This window comes from Bacillus cereus group sp. TH152-1LC (assembly GCF_027710505.1).
GTDB lineage: Bacteria > Bacillota > Bacilli > Bacillales > Bacillaceae_G > Bacillus_A > Bacillus_A mobilis.
In genome coordinates this window covers 83,881-104,460 of record NZ_JAQFNK010000011.1, presented here as the reverse complement: position 1 = coordinate 104,460, position 20,580 = coordinate 83,881, and the positions used below count along the sequence as shown (strand labels likewise).

Sequence of the window (20,580 nt, the reverse complement as noted above, 5' to 3'; positions counted from 1 at the left end):
TCACCCTTCTTATTTATCTTTTTTGCCATTGTGAAGTTTGGTTACGAAGTGCTTTCGTTCCCCATTCATATACAACTCTTACTACAATATTTGTAACAACAATAAGTACGCTCATTGCAGCTGCTGGTGCTACATTTCCTGCATCATCCATGTTTACAATTGATACAGCAGCTAGTTTAAAATCAGCTGCATATAGGAATACGACTGCCGAAACAGTTACCATTGAATTTACGAAATAGTACATTACCATTTCTAAAATCGCTGGTAAACACATCGGTACTGTTACTCGAAAGAATGTTTTATAAAACGGAATCCCCATCGACTGAGAAACAAGTTCAAACTCTCGATCTAATTTCTTTAAAGCTGTCGTTGCTGTAACAAATGTTACAGAATAAAAATGAATGATATTGACTAGTACTAGCACAGCGATTGTTCCGTATAAAGAATGAAACGGATTCGTTACGGAAAGTCCAAAGATTTGTATGGTTGGTTGACTAAAAAAGAAAACATAGCCTAACCCAAGTACTAAACCTGGTATCGCTAAAGGGACGATAGAGAAAAAGTAACCTGTTTTTCTGAAAAATTGTAGCTGATCTATTTTCTCAATCGCATAAGCGAACATAAATGTTAAAACCGCTCCAATAACCGCTGTGATTGCTGAAACAATTACGCTATTTTTAAACGCTTCAAGTCCATCTCCTGTTAAACTAGAAAAGTTAAAATGCTCAAATGTAAAGCCCATATTATATGGCCATACTTTCACACTTGCAGCAATACCAACTGCCACAAATAATAGAATGATCATAAGCGTTACTACGCTACAATATACGAATGAAATAACATCTCGTTTCTTATTATTTATTATTCTATAAGGTACCGCTTTAGAAGATAAGAGATTTGCCTGCTTTCTTTGCGTAATACGATCAACTGCAAATGCAAATATAGCTGGGATTAATAAAATCATTCCGACAGTTGCACCCATCGGCATATTTTGCTGTCCAATTACTTGCTTATATACGTCAGTAGCAAGTACATTATATTGACCACCAACAATTTTTGGTGCCCCAAAATCAGTGAAACTAAGTGTAAACACAACGAACATCGCACTAATTAATCCGTACTTTACACTAGGTAAAGTAACAGTGAAAAATTGCTTTGTTTTACTCGCTCCTAACATATTAGAAGCTTCATATAAACGATAATCAGAGCCTTGAAAAGCAATTAATAATATAAGAAATGCTTGCGGAAATGTATACATGACTTCAGCCATTACAATTCCTACTGGTCCATATAAAGGGATTTGTATCCCTTCAAACAAACCAAACATTCCTTTCGTTACTAACCCTTGATTGCCAAATAAATATGTCAGTGCGATACCGTGCATCATCGTTGGTGCGAATAGTGGTAACAACGCGACATATTGAAATACACGCTTTCCAAACACATTCGTACGAGCAATCGCATAGGCGTAAGCGAAAGCGAGTGTCACTGCAATAATTGTTGTCGCGCCCGAAATCCATATTGTATTTTGTAATGATTGAACTAGCGTTGGTGTTGTGAAATATTTACTGAAATTCGCAACACCAATAAAAGCTCCATCTTTATCGTAAAAAGCTTGTGTAAACAATTGTAATAGCGGTAATACAAGCATGATAAAAAAAGCAAGAAGCATACCAATAATTAATAGCCTTTGTATCCACTCTTCTTTACCAATACGTCTCTTAATCTTTTTTTTCGTACTTTCTACCTTGATATTTTCTAACATCTCCATCTATACAATGACCTTCTTTCCATATGACAACATATGATTTTCTGAGAAAGAGATTTGAATCGGCTTTCCTTTTCTAATAGCGGTTTTTTCCACTTCTGATGCCAATATATCCACTACAATTTTCTCGTTATAAAGATGTGTTTTTTCTTCTACGACTCGCACTTCTGTCCGATATACAGATCCACGGAATTCCATACTTTCCACAACCGTTTTAATACCATCATTTTGTACAATTGTTACATGTTCAGGACGAATTGCATGTTCTTCATTATTTTTCGAAAAGAAATTAATAGAACCAATAAAATCTGCCACAAACGGATTGGCTGGTCTTTGATAGATCTCCTCTGGTGTTCCAATCTGCATAATTTCCGCATGATTCATTACAACAATTTTATCAGCCATCGTTAATGCCTCTTCTTGATCATGCGTGACCATAATAGTTGTTACTCCTACTTTTTCTTGCAAATCACGCATTTCTCTACGTAACTTTTCACGTACTTTTGCATCTAAAGCAGATAATGGCTCATCCAGTAACAAAATATCCGGAGACAGAGCGAGCGCACGTGCAAGTGCCACTCGCTGCTGTTGTCCACCAGACATTTGAGCAGGATATTTATCTTTTACATTCAGTAAATCAACTAGTTCCAACGCCTCTAGCGCTTTCTCTTTTACTTCTGCTTTTCCATATTTTTTTGTCTTTAAGCCGTATTCAATATTTTCAAGTGCTGTTAAATTCGGAAATAATGCATACGATTGAAACACCATTCCGAAGTTCCTCTTTCCAGGAGGTAATGCTGTAATATCTTTTCCATCCACAGCTATACTACCTGTCGTTGCCTCTTCTAGCCCTGCTAAAATTCGAAGCAATGTCGTTTTCCCACAACCACTTGGGCCTAATAAACATACAAACTCATTTTTTTTCACAGTAAAAGAAATATCTTTTAACGCTGTAAATGCATCAAACTGTTTTTGAATGTGTTGAATTGATAAATATTCGCTCATTTTTTCTCTCTCCCACTCACTTACTTTTTCGGTTCTGCTTTTTGGCCAAACTCTTTTTCCCATTTTTCTAAAATTTTGTCACGATTTTCTGCTGCCCACTTAAAGTCATTCTTTTTGTATAACTTTTCTGTTACATCTTTAGGGAATCCATCTGGAAGTTTATAATCATTTTTAATTGTCGCAAATCCATTTTTCTCAAAGTATAACTTCATTACATCATCAGTAATTGCCCAATCTAAAAATGCTTGCGCTAATTTTTCATTTTTTGCATTATCTTTTTTAATAAGTGCGTTCGCTTCTACTTCCCATCCTAATCCTTCTTTCGGCAATACAACTTCAACTGGCGCACCTTTTTGTTTCTCTTTCAAAGCACTATACACCATTGATACGCCCACTGGATATTCACCTGCGCCTGCTAATTTCGCTGGTTTTGATCCTGAATGAGTATAAGTTGCCATATTATCATGAAGTTTCTTCATGTAATCCCAGCCTTTATCTTCACCCATAATTTGTAACCATGCAGAAACTGTTAAAAATCCTGTTCCAGAAGAAGCCGGATGTGGCATAACAAGCGTTCCTTTATATTCTGGTTTCGTTAAGTCTTCATATGATTCTGGCATCGGTAAATTTTTCTTCTTTAATTCTTCTTTATTTATAGCAATTCCCGTCATAAATGCCGTATTACCTACCCATTTTTCTGGTTGCTTATCATCTTTAAATTGCGGAAGAACACGATCTGCTCCTTTTGGAGAGTATCCTTTTAACATATCTTTTTTATCTAAAGCTAGTAGACTAGACGCTGCTGTTCCCCATACAACATCTGCTTGTGTATTTTTTCCTTCAGCTAGCAATTTCGCTGTAATAACTCCAGTTGAATCACGAACAATGTTCAGTTTTACATCTGGGTACTTCTGTTTAAAAGAATCAAGATAAATTGGTACAAGTTCTTCTTCGATCGCTGTGTAAACTGTTAATGATCCAGATAGTTTATCATCTTTCACTTTTGCCCCAGCACTTTCTTCTTTCTTTGCACCACACCCCATTAATAACGAAAATACCATTCCAGTTGCTACAGCTTTAAAGATTGTTTTTTTCACTGTCTCTCTCTCCTTTTACAAATCTTATGTACAATTTAAATATAAACAACTAGTGTAAAAGCAGTATTAAACCAACATTAATCTTTTGTTTGTTGTTTGTTTTTGTGTAATACGTTGCTACTTCTATATTTTTTCGCATTTTTCTGCTAATAACGAACACTAAATTTACAAATAATTAAAAAAACCTTTATAATCCCACAAAAAAATGAGGCGTTTGTAAAAAACGCCTCATTTTTGTTTACCTTTTTTTGAATTACGATTTGCATACTTCGCGCTATTTTCTCCTTCATACTCTAATGCAAATTCTGCATCTGGTAAGCTTTCTTTCGGAGTTTTATTATTGTTGATTGCCGCATTTTGTTTCACTTTTCTTTTTGCCAATACACTCACCTGCTCTCAATAATTCACTTTCTACTCTAGTTTGAAACAAGATGCAATAATTATTACTGGCAAGTGTTAACAAGTACATAAGAGCCGCTAGATGGAAATACTACCTATGAAGAAATCATTATAAAAAGGAGCGATTATTTTGAAGAAGGAAGATAAAATTCAGTCACCAATTTTAGATGAAACGCTCCCGCATCAAATGAATTTTCCATCCTTTAAAGGAACAGGAAAGAAGATGCAACAACCTTTCATAAATCAATATGACGTCGTAATCGGAGACAGTAAATATGATTCCGAGAATAGTCCACTTCACAATTGGAGTGATGAAGTAGATCCCGCCATTATGGCTGGAGACGAATGGATCCATCCTACAAATGATATTGGGTGGATTTCAGAAGAAAATCAAGAGTTGCTAAAAAAAGAAGTAAATAATAAGAAGGACGCTTTTATGCATCCCCAATTTGGCATTAACGACTAAAAAACCATTCTACCTAACGTAGGTAGAATGGTTTCATATTATCCAATAATAATTCTCTCTTTCGGGTATTTATAACGAGGTGGCTGTTCTCTTCCACCACTAGCTAGTATAAATGTTAAAATACCGACACGCCCGATAAACATAAGTACAATGAGTACAAGTTTACCAACCGTTGTTAAATCTGGCGTAATACCTGTCGATAGGCCTGTCGTCCCGAAAGCCGAACACACTTCAACAATTAAACTCATAAGTGGTACGTTTTCCGTAATAGATAAAATAAATAGCGCTGTGGCACATAATAAAATCCCCATCGTCATAACGACAGATGCTTTCAGCACGTCCTCTTCATGTAGCTGACGTTTGAAGACTCTAACTGTTCTCCCGCCTCTTGCAAAAGTGTATAACGATAATATACTTACAGCAAATGTTGTTGTACGTATTCCGCCCCCAACTGAACTGGGAGATGCTCCTATAAACATTAATATACTCATAAATAAAAGCGTCGGTTGTGACAATTCACGTATATCCATTGTAGCAAGTCCACCACTTCGCGTCGTCACAGATTGGAATAATGTATAGAAGACTGTTTCATGCCATGATTTCCCTGCTAAAAAATGATTTCGTTCTAGTAAAAAAATCATAATTGTTCCAACGATCACGAGCGCAAAAAATGTTGTTGTCGTCAATTTTGTAAATAATGAAAAACGAAATAGTTGCTGTTTCCTTTTACTAAGGAATTGTTTCACTTCCATTAATACAGGGAAACCAATCGCTCCTAAAATAATAAGCAACATATGAATCATTTGCACAATGTAATCTTTTTTATACGGAATTAGTGATTGTCCTGTTAAATCAAATCCGCCGTTCGTAGTTGCACTAACAGCCGCAAAGAAACCGTGAAAATAAGCTTCTTGCCAAGTTGGAAAGTATAGTAAGAATCTTGTACCTAATAATATTGCTCCAATAAGTTCTATCGAAATAATTACAATTAAAATAGAACGCATCAATTCTACAAGGCCTGATAAATTCCCTTGATTATGGTCTGCCATAATGAGTCTTCTTCTCTGCAAACCAATCTTTTTCCCTGTTATAATCCAAACGAACGTACCAAGTGCCATAATTCCTAAGCCGCCTAATTGTAAAATAAGGGCTAACATAATAATTCCCGCCGTAGTAAATGTATCTGAAATCGTAACAACAGACAATCACGTAACACTTACCGCACTAACAGATGTAAAGAGGGCATCGATAAATGTCCATTTCACACCAGCCTTCGTAACAAACGGGAAACTAAGCAATATCACCGATACAACTACTGCTAATAAATAAAACAAAACAATGAGTTGTACAGGACGTAATTTTTGTAAAAACTTTTTTATATCTCTCATTCCATCACTTCGCTACCTTTTTTCTATCGATTAAATAAAGAAAAATCTTCACTTTCTTTATTTGTAAATAACTGCTCAAATAATTTGGCAAATACCATTCCATACACAGTCCCATTACCTCCATACGGTAATGCGTAAAACAAATTATGTATCTTTTTGTCTTCTTTTAAAATAGGGAGACCATCATGACTACCACCAAATGCTGCTGCCCAATAGTAGTCTGCCTGTATATTCTTATACTGCGGGAACATCTCTTTTACAACGTTAATAAGGATGTCACGCTTATGCAATAATTTCGTATCACCAATTGTTTGAATTTGCATCGCTTCATCTAATCCGCCTACAATAATACGATTTTGATATGTTCGAAAATATAAGTAAGGCCGTGCTGTTTCCCAAATTAATGATTGTTCGTGCCAGCCTTCAAATGAATCTACCTTATTTGTCACAACTGCATAAGATGTTTCCACTGTTGTATTTTTTTCTTTCTTTCCGAAAAGTGCTTCATAACCCGTCGCCATAATAACATTCTTTGCTACAATTTGATTTCCTGTTTTCGTATAACAAATCAAATCATTTTGGCGTTTTTTTATATGTACAGCCTCTGTATGCTCATGGATAGTAGCACCCATTTGATTTGCTTTATGCAAAAGGCTATGCGCTAATAAATATGGATTCACCTCGGCATCACCATGCGTGTATAACGCTGCTCGTTTTGTGAATGAATACTTCTTCATCATATGTGAATCGGTAAAATATTCAACCGGGAATCCATAATGGCGTAACGTATTATATTCTTCTTGTAAAAACGATACATCCTCATTTCTACTTGCATAATACAAACTACTTCGCGGAATAAACTGGGGATCAATATCGAGAGTCGGTACAACTTGTTCCATTGTTCGTAACGCTTCGTAACAAAGCTTATATGCTCGTACCCCTTTTTTTTCACCAAATGTATGGATAAGTGAGGTTAACGATTTATCATGAAGAAATTGAAGTAAACCTGTATTAGCAACTGTGCTACCACATGCGATTGCTCTTTTTTCAATGAGCGTAACACGCATTCCAATTTTCGCTAACGAATACGCTATATGAGCACCTGCTTCTCCACTTCCAACTATAAGCACATCACATATCATATCATTTTCTAACGATGGATAACAAGGTATAGAAACGCCTGTATTCCAAAACAACTTACCAGTCATAAGTTTCATAATTATACTCCTAAAATATAAATTTCTCCTTTCTATGTTTTGTTATTTCCCATAAAAAAATCCAACTAACATACGCTAGTTGGATTTTTTATTTTTAATTAGAGCGCTCCTCCAGCCAATTTCCAACTGTCGGATATGTTTGTTTTACCGCTGTTCCACCGTAAACGATCGACATATGTCCCGTTGGTAAACATACATATTGTTTATCTGTGCTAGAAATATGATCTAGCAACGCTTCTACTTGGCATGGCAGTGCAATATGATCACGTTTCGCAGAAATATTTAAGACATTCGCCTTAATATTTGCAAGGTCTACCTTTTGTCCGCGAATAACGAGTTCACCTTTCACTAATTTATTATTTTGATAAAAATCGCGAATCCATTGTCTATACGATTCACCTGGGAATGGGATACCATCACCAACCCACTTTTGAACTAATTTCCAGCTTTCGACGAAGCGCTCATTTTCGGAACGATCGAGTAAAGCGACATATGGACCTACAAAGTTTGTGATTGGTTTTAACATCTTATTTCCGAAATCAATCATTTCTGGTGGAATATTTCCGAATGTATCAACCGCTTTATCTAAATTGAAATATTTCTCATCTAATAAAGGACCGTATAATCCTGTTTCAGAGAAATCAAAAGGACTTGTCATAAAGATTAAGTTGCGAATTGGCATGTGTGGATGAAGTGCTGCATAAATAGAAGTTAGCGTTCCACCCATGCAATAACCAAGTAAAGAAATCTCGTCCGATTTCGTAGTTCGCATTACTTTTTTCACTGCTTTTGCAATATAGTCGAACACGAAATCATCAAATTTCAAATGACTATCTTCTAAACCAAATGTGCCCCAATCAAGCATATACACATCAAAACCACGATCTACTAAATATTCCACTAAACTATTCCCTGGAGTTAAATCCATAATATACGGTTTATTAATAAGCGCGTATATTAATAGGATTGGAACTCCCTGTGTTTTTTCTTGTTTTGGAATGTAACGATACAGCTTCGTTTTATTCTTCGTCCAAATAACTTCTTTTGGTGTTAAACCAACTTGTGGTTCTGGTTCGCGTAATAAAACTTCGCTCGCTCTTTTCACACGGCGATATGCTTTACGATATTCTTCTGGGTACAACTCCAATTGCTTTTCCCATTCCGTTACGAATGTAGTCATTTTTCTATCTCCTTTTTGGTCGATTTCTTTCTAAAAAAAAGAAGTGCATTCCTGCTATGGATATGCACTTTTTTCTTACTTCATTACATGTATAATCCACCGTTAATGTTTAATTGCTGACCTGTGATATACGCACCGTCACGGCATAGGTATACTACACCTTTTGCAATTTCATCAGCTTGACCAAAACGTTTTTTCGGGATTTTCGCAACGATTTTTTGACGTACTTCTTCTGGTACTTCTGCTACCATTTCAGTATCAATAAATCCTGGGCAAATTGCGTTTACAGTTACATTTGTTTTTGCAAGTTCTAACGCTAATGATTTTGTAAATCCTAACATACCTGCTTTTGCTGCAGAGTAGTTTGTTTGTCCAAATCCACCAGCTTGACCAATAATAGAAGAAATACTAATGATTCTTCCTTCTTCAGCTTCCGTTATGTATGGAAGTACAGCACTTGTCGTATTAAATACGCTGCTTAAGTTCACGTCAATTACGCGCTCCCAATCTTCACGATTTAACTTTTTGAATGTACGATCTCTTGTAATACCAGCATTATTAACAAGAATATCAACTTTACCAAAATGATTCACAGTTTCTTCTACAAGTCGGTTTGCATCTTCTACTTTCGAAACATCCGCTTGAACTGCATAAACGTCATGTCCTTCTTTTCCTAATTCATTTACTAAGTTTTCAGCTGCTTCTTTACTGCTGTTATAGTTAATAACTACTTTTGCTCCCTCTTGTGCTAATGCTACTGTAATTGCTTTTCCAATTCCTTTTGCCCCACCTGTTACGATTGCTACTTTGCCATTTAATTGAACCATTTCTTTTCCCCCTTAAATGAATTTGTGAACGATTGTTATGAATCATTTTGGTACTCATATGAATAGAGTCCATTTATTAATTATGTTTCGTTGTTTATATATGAAAAAGAGATTCTCCCTTCCCTTTTACACGTTATAAACAAACGCTATTATCATTTTTTATTTTCTGGCTTATTCGCAGGCTTTACTTCTTCTTTTACAGGTACTTGTAGTTTCGCTAGTACTGCATTTTGCTTTTCTAGCAATTCCAAAATTTGATCAACTTTCGTTTCTAATGTGCGAATATCTTGCTTTACTTTCGTAACATCACGCTTTAATGTAGGAGCTTGTCCTAATGAATCCACTTTCTCTTCTAGAACTTCCTCAATGTTATCAACTTTATTTTCTAAGTTAATAACAAGCGTAGCTACTCTAGCGATATCCTCTTTCGTAGGCACATTCACCTGTTCTAAATAACTTTTTGTTGTATCATTTAACGCTTTTTGATAAAACAAATTCAAGTCTAGAACGCTGCCCATCCAAGCAGAATATTCTTCTGTTTTAATTGTTTCATTGAGCGCTTTTCCCCAAAATGTTTCGGTTTGTTCATAAGCATTTTTCCATGCTTGCAATGGATCGAATTTTTGATCAATCACTTCGCCTACACTCCCTTTTTTGTTTTTGAAACAATTCAACCTATTCACTATTTTCTAATATTCTGAATAAAACTTCAAGTCTATATTTTATTTTTCTTTATTTTCCAATAAATGTGTTGACATTAAAAACAGATAGGTGTAAATTGCACTTATAAGCAAAAAATTCCATCTAACTGATTCATGAGGTGATGCACAATCATGCTACATAATGAACCAGAACACCCAGAAAGTTTGGAAAAAAACCAAGCCAAACAACCAAACTCCATGCCAAAAAACTTCTTAGTTCCTTTCTTACTTCTCTGTCTAAAAGACTGGAGTCTTCATGGTTACAAACTCATTCAAATGCTAATGGACATCGGCTTTTCTTCTGTTGACCAAGGCAATGTGTATAGAACATTGCGCAAGTTAGAAAAAGAAAACCTTATTTCTTCTACTTGGGATACAAGCGAAGGCGGGCCAGCGAAACGAATTTATTCTTTAACAGAATATGGAGAGCAATATTTAACAACATGTGCGACTTCTTTTGAACATTATCAAAATATGTTGCGGACGTTTTTTACGTTATACACCAATGCATTCTTTCCATTTTCTACTTCTCCAGAAAAGGATGAAAAGGATTCTTCATCTTCACCTGGTGGTACAGCAGAGTAATCTGCGTTCACAATATGCAAAAAAACATTTGGAGGTCAAACAATGGAAACTAAGCCATACGAATTAGTCGATGCATTTTGGAAAAACTGGTCTCAATCTCTTTCCCTCTTCTCTTCAGCTGGGAAACAATTGGAGCAACTTACTTTAGAAACTTTAAAACAACAACAAGACGCTTTGCATAAATTAACATCAGGAGTAGATGAACTAGAAAAAGAACTACAACAATTCACTGCTCAGTTCAATAACCAATATACAGATTACGTGAAGCAATTAACTGGAAACTCCTTAAATGATCAAATTAACGAGTGGCAAGGGAAATGGAATGAACTTTCTACTCAAATGCACCAACTTACTGTTTCTCCTACGAAAACATCGTTGTCTATTATTACTCAAACTAGCGGTCAATTTGAAGAAACAACAAAACAATTTATTGAACAACAACAAGTACAACGTGAAGAGGTTCAAAAACAGTTAGAAGTTTTTTTGGGAGAGTTCAAGTCCAAACAACTAGAACTCGCAAAGCAGTTCGAGGAAAACTCAAAAAATTTATTTACTTCCATCAAGTAAGAAAAATGTGGGAGCTAACTGCAGCACAAACAAAACTCTTTCTTCCTCCTACTACATCAAGATGGCTAGCATTTTTCGATATGGAAAAGAAGGAGGCCCAAATGAATCCATTTCAAGAAGCACAAACTGTTCCGGAGCTTCGTTATGATGAGATTCAAGTCGGTGATCAAGCATCCCTTACAAAAACGATTACGGATGAGGACGTTATCAATTTTGCAAAATTAACTGGAGATGTGAACCCTATTCATATTTTAGATTCTTTTGCAAAAACGACAATGTTTAAAGAACGTATTGCTCATGGCATGCTCGTTTCCAGTTTCATTTCGACGATTCTTGGAACGAAACTCCCTGGCAAAAACACGATTTATTTGTCTCAAAACGTTTCATTCCGTGCTCCTGTCAAAATTGGCGATACACTGCGCGTTGTGGCAGAAGTCATCAAAAAACGTGACGATAAAAAAATCATTACGTTGCAAACAAACATATATAATCAATCAGGTGATATTGTCGTAGAAGGTACAGCGACAATACTGAAAAAAGAGTAGCAAATTTGCTACTCTTTTTTCTATCCAATAACTTCTAATCACACCGATTACTTCCGCGTATGAGTACGTCGTTTCCACATAAAATAACGTTACCAGTTCAGATAAGTACTTAGCTGAACTGGACTACTCATAAGGATGTGTATCAACATGGTAAAAACAAACAAATTACTAGTTCCAGGTGCAGAACAAGCGCTTGAACAATTTAAATATGAAATTGCACAAGAATTCGGTGTTAGCTTAGGTTCTAATACAGCATCTCGTTCTAATGGTTCAGTTGGCGGTGAAGTAACGAAACGACTTGTTGCTTTAGCTCAACAACAATTACGTGGATAATACTATAACATATGGCTTAGAGGCAGATATTCTCTGCCTCTTTCTATTTTTAACATACATAATCGTGCTTTTTCACATACTAATAAGAGCAAACTGAAAGGAACGATATGTGATATGAAACGGATTAACATTCGCATGAGTCCTCCCCGTGTTCTTACTTTGTCTTTTATTATGTTATCAATTATCGGTACATGCTTATTAAAGCTACCAATTGCTACAACAACATCTATTTCATGGCTCGATGCTTTATTTACAACCGTTTCTGCTTGTACGGTTACAGGGCTTGGTGTTGTGGACACGGGGAAAGTATTTACCTTATTTGGCCAATGTGTCATTTTAACGCTTATACAAGTGGGCGGACTTGGCATTATGAGCTTTGCCGTTTTAATTGCGATTATGCTCGGCAGAAAAATTGGTCTTCAAAACCGAATTTTACTGCAACAAGCGTTAAATCAAACGAACATTGGTGGCGTCATTCGTCTTGCCAAAGCATTATTTTTATTCTCTTTTACAGTCGAATGTATCGCTACTTTGATTCTTTCTTTTGAATGGGTACCAAAATACGGTATCGCAAAAGGGATTTATTATAGCTTTTTTCATTCAATCTCTGCTTTTAACAATGCTGGTTTTTCTGTGTGGAGCGATAATTTAATGTCCCATTCTCACAGCATCCTTGTCAATCTCGTTATTTCTTCCCTCATTATTTTAGGGGGGATTGGTTTTACAGTAATTATAGATATAAAAAGAAAGAAAAATTTTAAAAACCTTACATTACACTCAAAACTTATGCTCTCTTCTACTCTAATCGTCAATATTATTGCGACTATTTTCATTTTCATATTCGAGTTCCACAATTCTCTTTCTATGAGAGGATTTACCCCATTCGAAGAAGGAATGGCCGCTTATTTCCAGGCAGTTTCAACGCGTACTGCCGGGTTTAATACAGTTGATATTTCTGCATTATCAAAGCCTTCCCTACTATTAATGATGCTCCTTATGTTTATTGGCGCTGGTAGTGCTTCAACCGGTGGTGGAATTAAGTTAACAACCTTTTTAATCATGTTTTTCGGGGTATTCAAATTTTTACAAGAGCAAGATGATATTATCGTGTTTAAAAAATCTATTAAAGATACCCTCATTGTCAAATCATTGACCATCACTATTATTTCCATTTCATTTATCTTTTTTGCTATTTTAATTTTAAGTATTACTGAGCGAGTTCCTCTATTGATGAGTGCTTTCGAAGTATTTTCAGCATTTGGGACTGTCGGGCTTAGTATGAATTTCACACCACACTTAACGATGATCGGAAAAGCTATTATTATCTTTATGATGTTTTTCGGAAAGATGGGACCTTTAACATTGGCTTTTTCATTTGCACGTAAAAAGAACCGAAAAATAAAATATCCGAATGAAGATATTTTAACAGGTTGACAACCGTATAAATTATCCATATAATGAGAGTACAATAGCATATCTCCAAAGGGGAGTAGCGTCCAAGAATATTTCTTGGAAACAAAGTCGTCATTACGTAGAACTTAGTTCTTCCGGCTTTGTTGGCATTTTCATTACATATGTCTAGCAAGACCTTTGCCTATTAACGGCAGAGGTCTTTTTTGTATTCATTACCAAATTCTTCCAAAGTTAATAGGCAGGAGTATGGGGAAACTAAATAGTGGGGAAATTCTTCACTTATTTAGTACTTATAGAAATGAGAGGAGAATGTACATGGATGTATCATTATTATTGGAGTATGGTTGGGTATTACTCATCCTAATTGCACTAGAGGGGATTTTAGCTGCTGATAACGCTCTTGTTCTTGCAATTATGGTAAAACATTTACCAGAAGAAAAACGAAAGAAAGCACTATTTTACGGATTAGCGGGGGCATTTGTTTTCCGTTTCGGATCATTATTTATGATTTCGTTCCTAGTCGACGTATGGCAAGTGCAAGCAATCGGTGCCATTTACCTTATGTTTATCGCTGGTAATCACTTATTTAAAACGTATGTTAAAAAGAATACGGATGAAGAAACAGAAGAAAAAGAAGCAAAGAAAAAACAAGAGAACTTTTGGTGGACTGTATTTAAAGTTGAGGTTGCTGATATTGCCTTCGCAGTTGATTCAATTTTAGCTGCCGTTGCATTAGCAATGACTTTACCGAAAACAGGATTAGGTACAATTGGTAGTCTTGATACTGGGCAATTCGTTGTTATCTTTGTAGGTGGACTTATCGGATTAATCATTATGCGATTTGCAGCAACTGCTTTCGTACAAATCTTAAAACGTAAGCCAGGACTTGAAACTGCAGCATTCTTAATTGTAGGTTGGGTTGGTGTGAAACTAGCAATCTATACATTAGCACACCCTGCATTAAATGTAATTCCGCATTCATTCCCAGAATCTACGCTATGGAAGCTTACATTCTGGATTGTATTAGTTGGAATCGCAGTTTGCGGTTGGTTCTTCTCGAAAGAAGTAGAAGTAAAAGTAGAAAAGAATTTAGACGAAAAAGCGCTGTAATTACAGCGCTTTTTCTTTTTTCATTCCTCCCTCTCAATGTCCAGAAAAATTTCTATTATACTATCTTTTGTAAACGTTTTCTTAATGTATGTATGTCCTTTTTGTGAAACATTGCACAAACTTATTGAAACTACAACCAAATCCATGTACTTTATTCATATAAGGAGTATTTATAGATGATGTATTAAAGGAGCGTATTACTCATGCTAGAACAAGGATTAGATTATGTTGTCAAACTGGCTAAGAGCAAAAAACAAATGCTAGATACAAACCCGATGCAATATTTCATTCGTGCGGCACTTGCGGGTATTTATATCGGTTTTATTATTGTACTATGCTTTAAATTAGGTAACTTTTTCCACATCGCAGATTCACCAGCAACTTATTTAGCTGCTTCTATGTTTTTCGGAATTGCCCTCGTACTAATTATATATGGTGGCGCTGAATTGTTTACTGGAAACACAATGTACTTCACAGTAGCAACTTTAAGAAAAGAAACAACAATTTCTGATACACTTCGTAACTGGGTCACTTGTTATGCAGGGAATTTAGCTGGTGCTTTATTCTTTGCCTTACTATTTTATGCAACTGGAATTTTCGAAGCAATTGATCACGGTCATTTCATGAATAAGGTAGTAGAAGGAAAAATGAATACACCTACAATGCAACTATTCTTTAAAGCAATTTTATGTAACTGGCTTGTATGTCTTGCGTGTTTCTTACCTTCTCAAGTGAAAGGTGATACAGCAAAAATTATGATGATGATGCTACTCGTTTTCACATTCTTCTTATCTGGTTACGAGCATAGCATTGCAAACTTATCACTGTTTGCTTTATCTTTAGTTTCACCGCATCCGGAGACAATTTCTTTTGCAGGTGCTATTCATAACTTAATTCCAGTTACAATCGGTAACATTATTGGCGGGTCTGTATTTGTCGGTATGGTTTATCATTACTTAACAAAGAAAACACCTGACGTGAAACAAGAAGAAACTGAATTAGTAGCAGCTCAACAAGAAGAGATCATTCCGTTGCAAGCTCATATGAAACATTAAAAACTCCAAAGTTTTACTTTGGAGTTTTTAGCTCCCCACATATTTAACAACAAGATGAGGATTAATTTCCCCTTCTTCCTTTCCCTTATTAATCCTCTGTTTCATCTTGTGCATACCGATGATATCATTCGTATGAAGATAAATTTCATTTACATATAAACCTTCTTTACAAAAAGCCTCTACAAAATCTAATCCATTTCTTTCTCCCCATCCCATGTTAAAGTCAAGGGAAAGAATATTCACCTCATAATTCCGAACCATTTGTAAAGCACATTCTACTGTAGTGGCGGGTACATATCCGTACGGACAACTTCTTTGATCATCCATATATACATTCATGATCTATCCCCTCTCTATTTTGTATACGTGACCAGCATGTGACATATTGCCCCAAGGCTAATAAAAGGACCAAACGGAATTTGGCTCCTCATTGTCATACGTTTTAATACTATACCAGCTCCAAAGAAACAAAGACTAAAGCAAGATGCTAAAAATAAAACCATAAAAATCCCTTTCAGTCCCACTATAAATCCAAGCAGCGAAAGTAATTTTATATCGCCTCCACCAAGCCCTTCTGGATATATTTTTTGCATGCAATATAACAAAATAAATATAACGCCACTACCAACTATACTATCTGTCCAAGTGACTAACGGTACAAAAATACATTCTAGAATGAGTAAACAGGCAAACCAAGCTAAAATACGATTCGGGATTAACATATATATGTAGTCTGTAACTGAAATAATAAGAAGTAATGAAAATAGCGATAATATGATGATAAGCTCCCGTTCCATCCCAATCATATATACAGTAAGAAGAAATATCATTCCGGTTACAAGTTCAAATACTACGTACAAAATTGAAATCGCCCTCTTACAATTCGTACAACGTCCCCTTTGTATACAAAATGAAATGATTGGGATCAATTCTTTTGGCTTGAGCACATACTTACAATAATGACAATGTGAACGCGGGGTAATGATAGACTCACCTAGTGGAACTCTCATCGCAATTACCATAAAAAAAGAACCAAACACCATCCCCACTAACAACGCATATAAATAAGTGAACATCCCTTCCTCTCCTTTCCAGAAGAACATAGCAAAAAAAGGAGAGAAATTCTACTTCATATTATCTCTATTCTATTAAAAAAGCAGGCCATTTTCTGGCCTGCTTTCCCCTTTTTTATACGATGAAATATACTGCTTTTAATGGTCCATGTACTCCGACAACAAGATTCATTTCAATATCTGCCGAGTTACTAGGCCCTGTAATAAAGTTAATACAAGATGCCACTTTCTCGCCATTTTCTATACGTGTGTTCATATCCTGAACTGCTTGTGTAATACGAGGCACAAGTGTTTCACGTGGAATAATAGCAAAGTAGACAGTCGGTAAAAAGTGTAAAGAACGACCTTGACCTTTATGACTTTGTACAACAATCGTACCAGATTCAGCTAAAGTATAATCACTAAATGCGATTCCAATATTCGCTCTTTCTGCGATACGCATATTCTCTTCTTTTTTCTCAGGATCCCATACATTCACTTCAACATTTTGCTTTGGAAGCTCTTCTTTAAATAAAGAAGTCAATCCATAAGAATCAAAACGTTCATCTGCCGATAACATAATAGGTCCCCCGCCGTTTTCCACGATTACTTTTTGAATATCTTCACGTAAACGGTCGTTTGTTTCCACTACAGTTGTATGAATGTTTGTACATTGATTTTTAAATACTTCTAACAATTCTTCTTGTGAATAATCTTTTAGCGTTTCTACATTCACATTACTTTTCCATGCTGGACGCTTTACGCCTTCCGTTTTCCGCTCACGTCCAAGTTCTTTTGCAATATTCTCTAGAAAGGAGTCACGGTTTTGAATTAATCCTGTCATTATTTGTCCCCGCCTTTCTTATGATCTTTATACCAATCACGGAATCGTTCTTTACTTGGAGCCGGGAATTCACGAATATCTGTCCAGTTTTTAAGTGGCCCCACACCTTTTGATACACGGTTACCAGATGTAAATGGGCTCATTGCAGCTGGTGCCATTTTTGACCCCATTTTATATAAAGCAGCTGAAGAAGCACCCATACTAAACATTTTCATTGCTAATTTTTCTGCAAGTGGAGCACGTCCTTCTTGCTCAACAATTACTTGGCGATGTTTTAATAATAAATCATGCAATGGTATTTTTACTGGACAAGCTTCTGTACATGCTCCGCATAAACTAGATGCATAAGGAAGTTCTTTATAATCGTCATATCCGCCTAAAAGTGGAGTTAATACCGCACCGATTGGTCCTGAGTATATAGAACCATACGAATGTCCACCAACATGACGATATACAGGACATACGTTAACACAAGCAGCACAACGAATACATTGTAATACTGAGCGGAATTCAGATCCAAGAATTTGAGATCGGCCATTATCAACAACAACTAGGTGAAATTCTTCAGGTCCATCTACTTCCTCTTCTTGAATCGGTCCCGCTACAGTTACATAACTTGTTAATTTTTGCCCTACTGCACTACGACATAGTAAACCAACTAAAACATCTAATTCTTCCATTGTCGGAACCATACGTTCCATACCCATTACTGCAATTTGTGTTTTTGGAATCGACATAACAAGATCGGCATTACCTTCGTTCGTTACTAAACAAAGAGAGCCAGTATTTGCAACGGCGAAGTTACAACCTGTCACACCAATTTCTGCATCCATAAATTTCTCACGAAGTTGTTTACGAACAAACTTTGTCATTTCATATGGATCATCAGAATTTTCATAGCCAAGTTTTTCTTTAAATACATCACGAATTTGAGCTCTATTTTTATGAAGTGCAGGCGCAATAATATGTGAAGGTGGATCGTTATCTACTTGCAAGATATACTCTCCTAAGTCACTTTCTAACACTTCACACCCAATCTCTTCAAGGGCATGATTCATACTAATTTCTTCAGTTACCATTGATTTTGATTTTACAACTTTCTTCGCTTGTTTCTTTTTTGCAACGTCTTGAATATACTTTGCTGCTTCCTCTTTCGTTTTCGCAAAGTACACGTGTCCGCCTCTTTTTGATACATTTTCACTTAACTGCATTAAGTAATAATCAAGGTTTTCTAACGTATGTTGGCGAATTTGTTCACCTAGTTCACGCCACTCTTCCCAGTTTCCTAATTCGTCCGCTGCTTTTAAGCGATTCGTATATAAGCGCGTTTGTGCAGAAGATACTGCTCCGCGCATAAACGAATCTTGAATTCCATCGCCAACGCGATCATTAAATTTTTTCTCACTGATTTTCATAGACATAGCTTATGTTCCCCCTTCATGAGCGACTATTCAGTACCTCAGCAATATGCATTACTTTTATTTCTTTTCCTAAACGCTCAATACGTCCGCCAATATTTAACAAACACCCACAATCTGCACCGATTAAATAATCAGCACCTGTTTCCATTGCACTATCTACCTTTTCATCTACCATTTGCTCAGAAATTGGAGTCATCTTCACTGAAAACGTTCCCCCAAACCCACAACAATTTTGCGCATTTGGCAGTTCTCTCACAGTTAATCCTTTGACGTTTGATAATAAAATTCCTGGCGCCTCTTTTACTCCAAGCAGGCGTGTCATATGACACGATTTATGAATAGTAGCGATCCCTGGTAAACTTGCACCAACATCTGTCACTTTTAAAACATCTACAATAAATTGTGTAAATTCATATGTTTTATCAGCAATCTTTTGTGCACGTTTAGCCCACTTCGGATCATCTTTAAAAACATGCGGATACTCATGAAACATTGTCGCACAAGAACCAGATGGTGTAACGATATATTCTGCATCTTCGAAAGTTTCAATCATATGTTTCATCGCTTCTTTTGCTGCTTCTACATGGCCGCTATTATAAGCAGGCTGACCACAACAAACTTGTGCTTCTGGAAATTCAATTTCACAACCTAAACGCTCCAACACTTCAACTGTTGCTTTGCCGACGTTTGTTTCAAACATATCGACTAAACAAGTAACAAATAAAGTAACTTTCATAATTATTACTCCCCCTTTTTACAACTCCACCAAAAAAGTATGGTCATCAGATGACTTAGAAGAGAAGAAGTAGGCTCAACCATGGCCTATCCTCTCCCTCTTCTAAAGAAAACGCTTACTTAATCTTTCTCTATTTTATCAAAAAATTTGATTTTTAAAAGATTAAATTACGAATTTATATCGTTTTTACCTGTGACAATATGTTCTACATTTGTTAAATGATCTAGCATTGCTTGCTGCGCTAATTCTACATCTTGCTTTAACACTGCATCATATATAACTTGATGCTCTTCTATAAGTCGTTCTGATGTTGTTTGTTCACCATATAAAATAATGCGTCTTGATTCACCAATTGTTTCAGCAATCATCTCTGAAACGTGATTCATGAGTTCAAGCAAAATGTTGTTATGCGAAGACTCCGCAATTCCCATATGGAACTGAAAATCTGCTTTTTCACCAGCCTTTTCATCTCCAATGCTCTTTGCCATTTCATCTAACCAATGCTTCATATTGTGCAAATTATCTTCCGTACGTTTTGCCGCAGCTGCTCGAACCGCCCCCACTTCAAGCACCTTTCGTACTTCTAATAAGTTCAAAATATCTTCTTTCTTCATTAATAATTTATTGTTTAATGATTTTGTTAATGAAGAAGAATCGAAATTCTTCACATATGTACCTTCTCCTTGTTTCATCTCAATTAAGCCCATTGCTCTTAGCGCACTTAACGCTTCACGAACAGCAGATCTACCAACTTGAAACTGCTCAGCTAATTGATGTACAGGAAGTAGTTTGTCACCAGGTTTTAACGTACCATTTTTAATCATTGTTAAAATAGCTTCAGATACTTCTTCGTAAATTTTTTTCGGTTTAA

General features: G+C 35.9%; 22 protein-coding genes, 1 pseudogene and 1 riboswitch. Of the genes and pseudogenes, 8 read left to right on the top strand and 15 right to left on the bottom strand.

All coding sequences use genetic code 11. From position 1 onward, the window contains the following. Positions 1-13: 13 nt before the first annotated feature. From PDL00_RS21995 to PDL00_RS21980, 4 genes are all read right to left on the bottom strand, one after another. Positions 14-1,771 carry a putative 2-aminoethylphosphonate ABC transporter permease subunit gene (locus tag PDL00_RS21995; protein WP_270731189.1) on the bottom strand — a complete coding sequence of 586 codons (1,758 nt, stop codon included), beginning with the start codon at positions 1,769-1,771 and terminating at the stop codon, positions 14-16. After that, positions 1,772-2,773 carry a putative 2-aminoethylphosphonate ABC transporter ATP-binding protein gene (locus tag PDL00_RS21990; RefSeq protein ID WP_242252303.1) on the bottom strand — a complete coding sequence of 334 codons (1,002 nt, stop codon included), beginning with the start codon at positions 2,771-2,773 and terminating at the stop codon, positions 1,772-1,774. A 20-nt stretch (positions 2,774-2,793) separates the two neighbouring features. Further along, positions 2,794-3,870, bottom strand: coding sequence for a putative 2-aminoethylphosphonate ABC transporter substrate-binding protein (locus tag PDL00_RS21985; RefSeq protein WP_000750910.1), 1,077 nt, complete (start codon positions 3,868-3,870; stop codon positions 2,794-2,796). 228 nt (positions 3,871-4,098) lie between these two features. Next, entirely contained in the window at positions 4,099-4,251 is a 153-nt protein-coding gene (locus PDL00_RS21980; RefSeq protein ID WP_061654694.1) for a hypothetical protein, read from the bottom strand. Positions 4,252-4,399: 148 nt separating this feature from the next. Here PDL00_RS21980 and PDL00_RS21975 point away from each other — a divergent pair, with 148 nt between their 5' ends. Beyond that, positions 4,400-4,735: a DUF3905 domain-containing protein gene (locus tag PDL00_RS21975; RefSeq protein ID WP_242252287.1), complete on the top strand. Its 336-nt coding sequence runs from the start codon at positions 4,400-4,402 to the stop codon at positions 4,733-4,735. 38 nt (positions 4,736-4,773) lie between these two features. Here the strand turns inward: PDL00_RS21975 and PDL00_RS21970 are convergent. The 5 genes and pseudogenes from PDL00_RS21970 to phaR all read right to left on the bottom strand — a co-directional run bounded on the left by PDL00_RS21970 (position 4,774) and on the right by phaR (position 9,982). Further along, positions 4,774-6,123 (bottom strand): annotated as a pseudogene (locus PDL00_RS21970) (TrkH family potassium uptake protein). 23 nt (positions 6,124-6,146) lie between these two features. After that, positions 6,147-7,340 (bottom strand): NAD(P)/FAD-dependent oxidoreductase, encoded by a 1,194-nt coding sequence (locus PDL00_RS21965; protein ID WP_270731183.1) that lies wholly within the window; start codon positions 7,338-7,340, stop codon positions 6,147-6,149. A 94-nt stretch (positions 7,341-7,434) separates the two neighbouring features. Continuing rightward, positions 7,435-8,520, bottom strand: coding sequence for a class III poly(R)-hydroxyalkanoic acid synthase subunit PhaC (phaC, locus tag PDL00_RS21960; RefSeq protein ID WP_270731181.1), 1,086 nt, complete (start codon positions 8,518-8,520; stop codon positions 7,435-7,437). Between the two features lie 83 nt (positions 8,521-8,603). Then, complete coding sequence (locus tag PDL00_RS21955) at positions 8,604-9,347, bottom strand: acetoacetyl-CoA reductase (protein ID WP_000250414.1); 744 nt, start codon at positions 9,345-9,347, stop codon at positions 8,604-8,606. Between the two features lie 152 nt (positions 9,348-9,499). Continuing rightward, positions 9,500-9,982 (bottom strand): polyhydroxyalkanoic acid synthase subunit PhaR, encoded by a 483-nt coding sequence (gene phaR / locus PDL00_RS21950; protein WP_000566960.1) that lies wholly within the window; start codon positions 9,980-9,982, stop codon positions 9,500-9,502. A 198-nt stretch (positions 9,983-10,180) separates the two neighbouring features. Here phaR and phaQ point away from each other — a divergent pair, with 198 nt between their 5' ends. From phaQ to PDL00_RS21915, 7 genes are all read left to right on the top strand, one after another. Further along, the gene (phaQ, locus tag PDL00_RS21945; protein WP_000903018.1) at positions 10,181-10,633 is read left to right on the top strand and encodes a poly-beta-hydroxybutyrate-responsive repressor; all 453 of its coding nucleotides are present in this window, start codon (positions 10,181-10,183) and stop codon (positions 10,631-10,633) included. A 42-nt stretch (positions 10,634-10,675) separates the two neighbouring features. Then, complete coding sequence (gene phaP, locus PDL00_RS21940; protein WP_061678855.1) at positions 10,676-11,200, top strand: polyhydroxyalkanoic acid inclusion protein PhaP; 525 nt, start codon at positions 10,676-10,678, stop codon at positions 11,198-11,200. A 101-nt stretch (positions 11,201-11,301) separates the two neighbouring features. Continuing rightward, entirely contained in the window at positions 11,302-11,745 is a 444-nt protein-coding gene (locus PDL00_RS21935) for a MaoC family dehydratase (RefSeq protein WP_001067917.1), read from the top strand. Positions 11,746-11,892: 147 nt separating this feature from the next. Continuing rightward, entirely contained in the window at positions 11,893-12,078 is a 186-nt protein-coding gene (locus PDL00_RS21930) for an alpha/beta-type small acid-soluble spore protein (protein WP_000241212.1), read from the top strand. A gap of 114 nt (positions 12,079-12,192) precedes the next feature. Next, positions 12,193-13,512: a TrkH family potassium uptake protein gene (locus PDL00_RS21925; RefSeq protein ID WP_270731178.1), complete on the top strand. Its 1,320-nt coding sequence runs from the start codon at positions 12,193-12,195 to the stop codon at positions 13,510-13,512. A 38-nt stretch (positions 13,513-13,550) separates the two neighbouring features. Beyond that, positions 13,551-13,716: riboswitch (yybP-ykoY riboswitch) on the top strand. Between the two features lie 90 nt (positions 13,717-13,806). Beyond that, entirely contained in the window at positions 13,807-14,601 is a 795-nt protein-coding gene (locus PDL00_RS21920; protein WP_242252260.1) for a TerC family protein, read from the top strand. 203 nt (positions 14,602-14,804) lie between these two features. Then, positions 14,805-15,656, top strand: coding sequence for a formate/nitrite transporter family protein (locus PDL00_RS21915; RefSeq protein ID WP_242252258.1), 852 nt, complete (start codon positions 14,805-14,807; stop codon positions 15,654-15,656). Between the two features lie 27 nt (positions 15,657-15,683). On the opposite strand, the gene PDL00_RS21910 is transcribed toward PDL00_RS21915, so the two are convergent. The 6 genes from PDL00_RS21910 to PDL00_RS21885 form a co-directional block, all read right to left on the bottom strand. Next, entirely contained in the window at positions 15,684-15,995 is a 312-nt protein-coding gene (locus PDL00_RS21910) for a cyclic-phosphate processing receiver domain-containing protein (RefSeq protein ID WP_242252256.1), read from the bottom strand. Positions 15,996-16,009: 14 nt separating this feature from the next. Next, positions 16,010-16,732: a prepilin peptidase gene (locus PDL00_RS21905; RefSeq protein WP_242252254.1), complete on the bottom strand. Its 723-nt coding sequence runs from the start codon at positions 16,730-16,732 to the stop codon at positions 16,010-16,012. 112 nt (positions 16,733-16,844) lie between these two features. Next, positions 16,845-17,552, bottom strand: a complete 708-nt coding sequence (locus PDL00_RS21900; protein WP_270731174.1) for a LutC/YkgG family protein — start codon at positions 17,550-17,552, stop codon at positions 16,845-16,847. Then, a complete protein-coding gene (locus PDL00_RS21895) occupies positions 17,552-18,973 on the bottom strand; it encodes a LutB/LldF family L-lactate oxidation iron-sulfur protein (protein ID WP_000061923.1) in 1,422 nt (473 codons plus the stop codon). Before PDL00_RS21895 ends, PDL00_RS21900 begins: the two co-directional genes overlap by 1 nt. Before the next feature lie 16 nt (positions 18,974-18,989). Then, the gene (locus PDL00_RS21890; RefSeq protein ID WP_000869141.1) at positions 18,990-19,709 is read right to left on the bottom strand and encodes a (Fe-S)-binding protein; all 720 of its coding nucleotides are present in this window, start codon (positions 19,707-19,709) and stop codon (positions 18,990-18,992) included. A 167-nt stretch (positions 19,710-19,876) separates the two neighbouring features. Beyond that, on the bottom strand, positions 19,877-20,566 hold the full coding sequence (locus PDL00_RS21885; RefSeq protein ID WP_270731224.1) for a FadR/GntR family transcriptional regulator: 690 nt from the start codon (positions 20,564-20,566) through the stop codon (positions 19,877-19,879). Positions 20,567-20,580 lie beyond the last annotated feature (14 nt).

Excerpts from the sequence above, each read along its gene's own strand:
- PDL00_RS21910 (WP_242252256.1), bottom strand. The coding sequence starts at position 15,995 with ATGAATGTATATATGGATGATCAAAGAAGTTGTCCGTACGGATATGTA.
- PDL00_RS21920 (WP_242252260.1), top strand. The coding sequence starts at position 13,807 with ATGGATGTATCATTATTATTGGAGTATGGTTGGGTATTACTCATCCTA.
- phaQ (WP_000903018.1), top strand. The coding sequence starts at position 10,181 with ATGCTACATAATGAACCAGAACACCCAGAAAGTTTGGAAAAAAACCAA.
- PDL00_RS21995 (WP_270731189.1), bottom strand. The coding sequence starts at position 1,771 with ATGGAGATGTTAGAAAATATCAAGGTAGAAAGTACGAAAAAAAAGATT.
- PDL00_RS21890 (WP_000869141.1), bottom strand. The coding sequence starts at position 19,709 with ATGAAAGTTACTTTATTTGTTACTTGTTTAGTCGATATGTTTGAAACA.
- PDL00_RS21965 (WP_270731183.1), bottom strand. The coding sequence starts at position 7,340 with ATGAAACTTATGACTGGTAAGTTGTTTTGGAATACAGGCGTTTCTATA.
- PDL00_RS21905 (WP_242252254.1), bottom strand. The coding sequence starts at position 16,732 with ATGTTCACTTATTTATATGCGTTGTTAGTGGGGATGGTGTTTGGTTCT.
- PDL00_RS21930 (WP_000241212.1), top strand. The coding sequence starts at position 11,893 with ATGGTAAAAACAAACAAATTACTAGTTCCAGGTGCAGAACAAGCGCTT.
- PDL00_RS21955 (WP_000250414.1), bottom strand. The coding sequence starts at position 9,347 with ATGGTTCAATTAAATGGCAAAGTAGCAATCGTAACAGGTGGGGCAAAA.
- PDL00_RS21990 (WP_242252303.1), bottom strand. The coding sequence starts at position 2,773 with ATGAGCGAATATTTATCAATTCAACACATTCAAAAACAGTTTGATGCA.
- PDL00_RS21900 (WP_270731174.1), bottom strand. The coding sequence starts at position 17,552 with ATGACAGGATTAATTCAAAACCGTGACTCCTTTCTAGAGAATATTGCA.
- PDL00_RS21915 (WP_242252258.1), top strand. The coding sequence starts at position 14,805 with ATGCTAGAACAAGGATTAGATTATGTTGTCAAACTGGCTAAGAGCAAA.
- phaP (WP_061678855.1), top strand. The coding sequence starts at position 10,676 with ATGGAAACTAAGCCATACGAATTAGTCGATGCATTTTGGAAAAACTGG.
- PDL00_RS21895 (WP_000061923.1), bottom strand. The coding sequence starts at position 18,973 with ATGTCTATGAAAATCAGTGAGAAAAAATTTAATGATCGCGTTGGCGAT.
- PDL00_RS21925 (WP_270731178.1), top strand. The coding sequence starts at position 12,193 with ATGAAACGGATTAACATTCGCATGAGTCCTCCCCGTGTTCTTACTTTG.
- PDL00_RS21935 (WP_001067917.1), top strand. The coding sequence starts at position 11,302 with ATGAATCCATTTCAAGAAGCACAAACTGTTCCGGAGCTTCGTTATGAT.
- phaC (WP_270731181.1), bottom strand. The coding sequence starts at position 8,520 with ATGACTACATTCGTAACGGAATGGGAAAAGCAATTGGAGTTGTACCCA.